Here is a 5,927-nt window from a genome sequence, read left to right on the forward strand (position 1 = left end):
ACCCACAACCCCACCCACCCGAGCCCTCCCGGGGTCCAAGGGGCGGAGCCCCTTGAAGGGATGGGACGGGTAGGGGCGGCGGGGGCGAAAAAAACCACGCGACCCCCCTCCCCTCACCACCCGGAGGGATCCCGCACCCCAACCCCGAACACCACCCCATCCGGCGCCGCCCCCACCACACGCTCCCCCACAACCACCGGCCCCCCCAAAGCCCCCGGCAGGGACCCCCGCACGCCCCCCATCCGCACCCCCGTCTGCCCCACCACAACCCCCCGCCCCACATCCACCGCCACCAACCGCCCGTCCGCCGCCATGAAGTACAACCGCCCCCCAGCCACCACCGGCGCGGACGCCAGACTCACCGCCGTCTCCAACCGCCACAGCTGCCGGCCACCGGCGCCACCACCGTCACCCCCCGCAGCCGTCCCGACGGCCACCACCGCACCCCCACTGGCCAGCAGATAGACCACCTCCCCCCGCACCACCGCCTGCGCCCCCGGCAACGGATACCGCAGCTCCACCCGCCGCACCGCCCCGCTCGCCACCTCGTACCGCACCACCGCGTCCGTGTACGACGAGGAGTCCGTGGAGGTGAACCACACCGCCCCGCCCCGCGCCCCCACGACGGTCAACGCCCCGTCCATCCGCCACCGCGCCCGCACACCCCCGGTCTCCGGATCCACGGCGGTCACCGTGGTCCCGCCCCGGCCGGCGCCACCCGTGACATACGCGAGCCCGTCCCCGTAGACCCGGAACACCGGCAACGACAGCCCCGGCACCGCCCGCCGCCACTTCACCGCCCCGGTCGACGAGTCCAGCGCGGTCACCTTCGAGTCGGCACCGGTGAGCAGCACGACACCGCCCGCGTGCGCGATCCGCCCCGCGTACGGCGTGATGTCCCGGCTCCACCGGGTCCTCCCCGTCGCGGGATCGAGCGCGGTCAGCCGCTTTCCGCCCTGCCCGACGACGTGCAGCAAGCCGCCGGACAGCACCGGGGTCCCGGCGCCCGCGCCGGCCTTCCCCGGGCGCACCCACAGCGTGCGCCCGTCGTCGGGATCGACGGCCGCCGCCAGCACCCCGTCCCGCGTGCAGTACAGCCGCCCGCCCCCGGCCACGCAGTGCGCCATGCCGCTCGCCGTGACGCCGGACGCGTGCAACGTCACCGCCCACGGCCGGACGTCACTCCCCGCCGAAGCCCCACTCCGCGGCCCGCCATCCCCCGCCCCCGACCTGACGAGCACACCGGCACCACCACCCACGACAGCGAGCACCAGGGCGACGACACCCCCCACCAGCCACAACCGCCGCCGCCGACGCCGCCGAGAAGGCCCCCCGGCCCCCTCCGTACCCGCCTCCGACCGCTCGCGCGCGTCGCCCTCGACGGCGACGGCGGGCGCCTCCCGCTGCGCCGGTATGAACGCCTGCGTGTCGTACGAGGCGGACACCGACCGCAGCGCCGTCATCAACTCGTCCGGCGTCGGCCGGTCCTCCGGCTCCTTGGCCAGACAGCGCGCGACGAGCCCGGCGAGCTCCTCCGGCACACCTGTCAAGTCCGGCTCGTCGTGAACGACTTGATATGCCACCAGATACGGACTGTCCGAATGGAACGGCCCCCGCCCCGTCGCCGCGTGCACGAGCACGGACCCCAGCGCGAAGACGTCCGCGGCCGGCCCCACCTCCCGTGGCCTGCGGAACTGCTCGGGTGCCATGAACGGCGGCGTGCCGATCAACTTGCCGGTCTCCGTGTGCAGTTCGCTGTCGAAGGGCCGGGAAATGCCGAAGTCGATGACCTTGGGACCGTCCTCGGCGAGCAGGACGTTGCTGGGCTTGAGATCCCGGTGCACGACGCCGACACGGTGGATGTCCCGCAACGCCTCGGCGAGCCCCGCCATCAGCCGGCGCAGCCGCGCCGCGGGCAGCGTGCCGTTCCGCTTCACATGCTCGGCGAGGGTGGGCCCGGGGATGTAGAGCGTCGCCATCCACGGCCGCTCGGCCTCCGGATCGGCGTCGACGACGGACGCCGTGAACGCCCCGCTGACCCGCCGCGCGGCCGCGACCTCCTGCCGGAACCGGCCCCTGAACTCCGGATCCTGGGCGTACCGCGCGTGCACCACCTTCACCGCGAGGCGCAGCCCCGAGGTGGACCGGGCGAGATGGACGACGCCCATGCCGCCGGAGCCGAGCTCGCCCTCCAGTCGGTACTGCCCGGCGTAGATCGGACGTTCCGCTTCCGGTTCGGTACCGGCGTTGCGCCGTGGCGGCATCAGTCACCCCTGTGCTCGCGTCCGCATACGCGACGCGCCGAGCCTAGTCGATGCTGCGTACGAATCCCGTGGGGCTTGCTAGCCTCGGCGGCGCCAGAGCGATTGGCGTGAATTTTTCTCAACTCGCATACGGGGGAGGCCATATGGCCACGGAAGAGATCACACCGGAGTCCGCACCGACGGCACCGCCCGCACTCACGGTGGAGCCGGTGGGGGAGTCCGCGGGGGAGGCGGTGGTGGCGAGCGCGGCGGCGACGAAGCTGTACCCGATCGCCCCGGGCGTCGAACTGCACGTCCGCAGCGGACCGGGCGTGAACTACACCATCGTCCGCACGCTGCCCGCCGGCACGAGCGTCCCGATCATCTGCCAGCGCTCGGGCGACTCGGTCAGCGGCTACTACGGCACGACGAACATCTGGGACTGCATCGGCAACGCGCAGTTCGTCTCCGACGCGTACGTCAAGACGGGCAGCGACGGCTACATCGCCCCGCGCTGCTCCTGATCACCCCTGCCGCCCGCCCCTCCCCGGAGGGGCGGGCGACGGCGGAGCGATAATCAAACGGTGAGCGAACGAACCGGACGAACCGAACGCGGGACCACGGGGAACGGCCGGCCGGAGCCCCGGACCGGCGGCGGCCCCCGCCCCGAACCCCTCCGCTTCTTCGGCACCACCTGGGTCGACCACGACCCCGGCCTCCGCGGCTACGCCGCCCGCCGCGCCGCCGTGTCCGTCGGCTCGCTCGTGGCGGCCGCCCTGGGCTGCCTCGTCCTGCGCTTCGCCTACGAGGGGCTGCGCATCGCCGACGTCGGCAACCTGGTGAGCGTGCTGATCGTCGTGATGTTCGCGGTGTGCAGCGCACTGGCGTTCAGCCACACCTGGGGCTCCTTCACCCGCCGCCCCGACCCCGAACGCCAGGCCTCCCTCCGCGGGCTGCTGGCCATCGGCTTCATCGGCTCACTCCTGGCCTACTCCGTCCGCTCCCTGAAGGAAGCCCCCGGCGAGTCCCTCCACCGCCAGGAATACGAAACAGCCCGCACCCGCCACACCCAACGCACCACCCGCCGCACAGGCAACCCGTCCAAGAAGCGCGGGAGCAAGGGCTAGACCCCGGGCCCTCCCCCCCGTCCGCCCACCGGACACCGACCCTCACCCGCAGCCCCCGGTGCAAAGATGACCAAAGACGACGACACGCCGCACCCCCGGAGGGCACCCCACGCCATGACCCAGAAAGTCGCAGTCCTCGGCACCGGCAAGATCGGCGAAGCCCTCCTCAGCGGAATGATCCGCGCCGGCTGGCCCCCCGCCGACCTCCTCGTCACCACCCGGCGCCCCGACCGCGCGGAAACCCTCCGCACCCGTCACGGCGTCACCCCCGTCACCAACGCCGAGGCCGCCACATCCGCGGACACCCTCATCCTCACGGTCAAACCGCAGGACATGGGCACCCTCCTCACCGAACTCGCCCCCCACACCCCCGCCGACCGCCTGGTCATCAGCGGCGCCGCCGGCATCACCACCGCCTCCATCGAGGACCGCCTCACCCCCGGCACCCCCGTCGTCCGCGTCATGACGAACACCCCCGCCCTCGTCGACGAGGCCATGTCCGTCATCTCCCCCGGCACCCACGCGACGCCCGCCCACGTCGCCCACGCGGAGGAGATCTTCGGCGCCGTCGGCAAGACCCTCCAGGTCCCCGAGTCGCAGCAGGACGCCTGCACCGCCCTCTCCGGCTCCGGCCCGGCGTACTTCTTCTACCTGGTCGAGGCCATGACGGACGCCGGCATCCTGCTCGGCCTGCCCCGCGACAAGGCCCACGACCTCATCGTCCAGTCCGCGATCGGCGCCGCGACGATGCTCCGCGACAGCGGTGAACACCCCGTGAAGCTCCGCGAGAACGTCACGTCCCCCGCCGGCACCACGATCAGCGCGATCCGCGAACTCGAGAACCACGGCGTCCGCGCCGCACTGATCGCGGCCCTGGAGGCCGCCCGCGACCGCAGCCGCGAACTGGCCTCCGGCAGCAACACCTGACGCCACCGCCCCCAGGGGCGCCGCACCCGCGCGGCACCCCCGGGACGTACGGGAACGGGACAGAGGGGAACGGGACGGCCAGGGCACTCACCCCGCCGGCAACAACCCGATCGCCCGGTACGCCGCGTCGACCCGGGGCCGAGCCACCTCCCGGGCCCGCTCGGCCCCCGCCCGCAGCACCCCCTCCACATACGCCGGATCCGCGCACAGCTCCCGATGCCGCTCCCGCACCGGCCGCAACACCTCGACCACCGCCTCCGCGACATCCCGCTTCAACGCCCCGTACGAGTCGTACGCCGCCGCGAGCTTCACCGGCTCCCCACCCGTGCACGCCGCGAGGATCTCCAGCAGATTGGCGACCCCCGGCCGCTCCTCCCGGTCGTACACCACATCCCGCCCACTGTCGGTGACCGCCCGCGCGACCTTCTTCCGCACGGCTTCCGGCTCGTCCAGCAGATAGACGACACCCGGCCCCGCGTCGTCGCTCTTGCCCATCTTGGAGAGCGGATCCTGCAAACTCATCACCCGCGCGGCCACCTGCGGCCGCACGGCCCGCGGCACCACGAACGTGTGCCCGTACCGCTGGTTGAACCGCACCGCGAGATCCCGCGCCAGCTCGACGTGCTGCGTCTGGTCGTCCCCCACCGGCACGTCGTCCGTCCCGTACGCCAGGATGTCCGCCGCCATCAGCACGGGATACGTCAGCAACGACAACCGCACACTGCCGCCCCGCTCCCGCTCCCGCACGGACTTCTCCTTGTACTGGATCATCCGCCGCATCTCCCCGTCCGTCGCCACGCACTCGAGCAGGTACGACAGCCGGGCGTGCTCGTCCACATGACTCTGGACGAAGACGGTGCACAGCGCGGGGTCGAGCCCCGCCGCCAGCAACAGCGTCGCCGCCTGCCGACTGAGCCGCCGCACCCGCGCCGGATCGTGGTCGACGGTCAGCGCGTGCAGATCGACGACGCAGAACAACGCGTCCGCCGCATGCTGGTCCACCTCGGCCCACCGCCGTACGGCGCCCAGGTAGTTCCCCAGCGTCAGATGCCCCGTCGGCTTGATCCCGCTGAAGATCCTCGTCATCTCTCCTACCTCCCGGTCGAGGCCGCCGCACCGGCCGGCCGGCTCCCGGAAGGGAGAAACGAGAACGGCCGCCGAAGCGGCGGCCGTGGTTCGCGCATGTGAGTCGGCCGCCGTCAGGCGGCCCACCAGAGCTGGATGCACGTGCGCGTGGTCATGGGGAGGAGGGTACGCCCACCACGCGCCCGCGGCCCCCCACGGCACCGAGTTGACACGCCTACGGGCGATCCGTAATGTTCTCCGGGCTGTCCGAACGTGAGCGCCGCCCTCGGGCCGGTCCCCGGACAGCCATTCCGCAAGTACCTACCGATCACTCGGCGATACGTCGTTGCGTATGGCGTCGTCTTTGCTTCGGTATGCGTACGTGCGAAATGAGGATTCGGTATCCGTGAACAGGACGCCGGCCCCCGATTAGCTCGGGCGCAGCGAATCCGCTAAAGTCTCACCAGTCGGAACGGCCCAACGGCCGGGAAGACGCCCCCTTCTGACGGGGGATCGGACCGGAAACGGATCTGATAAAGTCGGAACCGCCGGAAAGGAAAGCGCT

The 5,927-nt window shown here is 72.3% G+C and carries 5 protein-coding genes; 3 read left to right on the plus strand and 2 right to left on the minus strand.

The annotated features are described in order from the left end of the window. Positions 1-113: 113 nt before the first annotated feature. Positions 114-2,264 carry a protein kinase domain-containing protein gene (locus IO29_RS30925; protein WP_033226978.1) on the minus strand — a complete coding sequence of 717 codons (2,151 nt, stop codon included), beginning with the start codon at positions 2,262-2,264 and terminating at the stop codon, positions 114-116. 143 nt (positions 2,265-2,407) lie between these two features. On the opposite strand from IO29_RS30925, the gene IO29_RS30930 reads away from it, so the two are divergent. The 3 genes from IO29_RS30930 to proC all read left to right on the plus strand — a co-directional run bounded on the left by IO29_RS30930 (position 2,408) and on the right by proC (position 4,297). Continuing rightward, on the plus strand, positions 2,408-2,767 hold the full coding sequence (locus IO29_RS30930; RefSeq protein WP_030383469.1) for an SH3 domain-containing protein: 360 nt from the start codon (positions 2,408-2,410) through the stop codon (positions 2,765-2,767). 60 nt (positions 2,768-2,827) lie between these two features. Further along, a complete protein-coding gene (locus IO29_RS30935; RefSeq protein WP_030383470.1) occupies positions 2,828-3,370 on the plus strand; it encodes a hypothetical protein in 543 nt (180 codons plus the stop codon). 114 nt (positions 3,371-3,484) lie between these two features. Beyond that, the gene (proC, locus tag IO29_RS30940; protein ID WP_030383471.1) at positions 3,485-4,297 is read left to right on the plus strand and encodes a pyrroline-5-carboxylate reductase; all 813 of its coding nucleotides are present in this window, start codon (positions 3,485-3,487) and stop codon (positions 4,295-4,297) included. A gap of 87 nt (positions 4,298-4,384) precedes the next feature. On the opposite strand, the gene trpS is transcribed toward proC, so the two are convergent. Then, positions 4,385-5,383 carry a tryptophan--tRNA ligase gene (gene trpS, locus IO29_RS30945; RefSeq protein WP_030383472.1) on the minus strand — a complete coding sequence of 333 codons (999 nt, stop codon included), beginning with the start codon at positions 5,381-5,383 and terminating at the stop codon, positions 4,385-4,387. Positions 5,384-5,927: the final 544 nt, after the last annotated feature.

Origin of the sequence: Streptomyces sp. NRRL F-6676, from assembly GCF_000725625.1 — a bacterium.
Taxonomy (GTDB): Bacteria; Actinomycetota; Actinomycetes; order Streptomycetales; family Streptomycetaceae; genus Streptomyces.

Bases quoted from the DNA above. Each gene is read 5' to 3' on its own strand.
- IO29_RS30925 (WP_033226978.1), bottom strand. From the start codon at position 2,264: ATGCCGCCACGGCGCAACGCCGGTACCGAACCGGAAGCGGAACGTCCG.
- IO29_RS30930 (WP_030383469.1), top strand. From the start codon at position 2,408: ATGGCCACGGAAGAGATCACACCGGAGTCCGCACCGACGGCACCGCCC.
- proC (WP_030383471.1), top strand. From the start codon at position 3,485: ATGACCCAGAAAGTCGCAGTCCTCGGCACCGGCAAGATCGGCGAAGCC.
- trpS (WP_030383472.1), bottom strand. From the start codon at position 5,383: ATGACGAGGATCTTCAGCGGGATCAAGCCGACGGGGCATCTGACGCTG.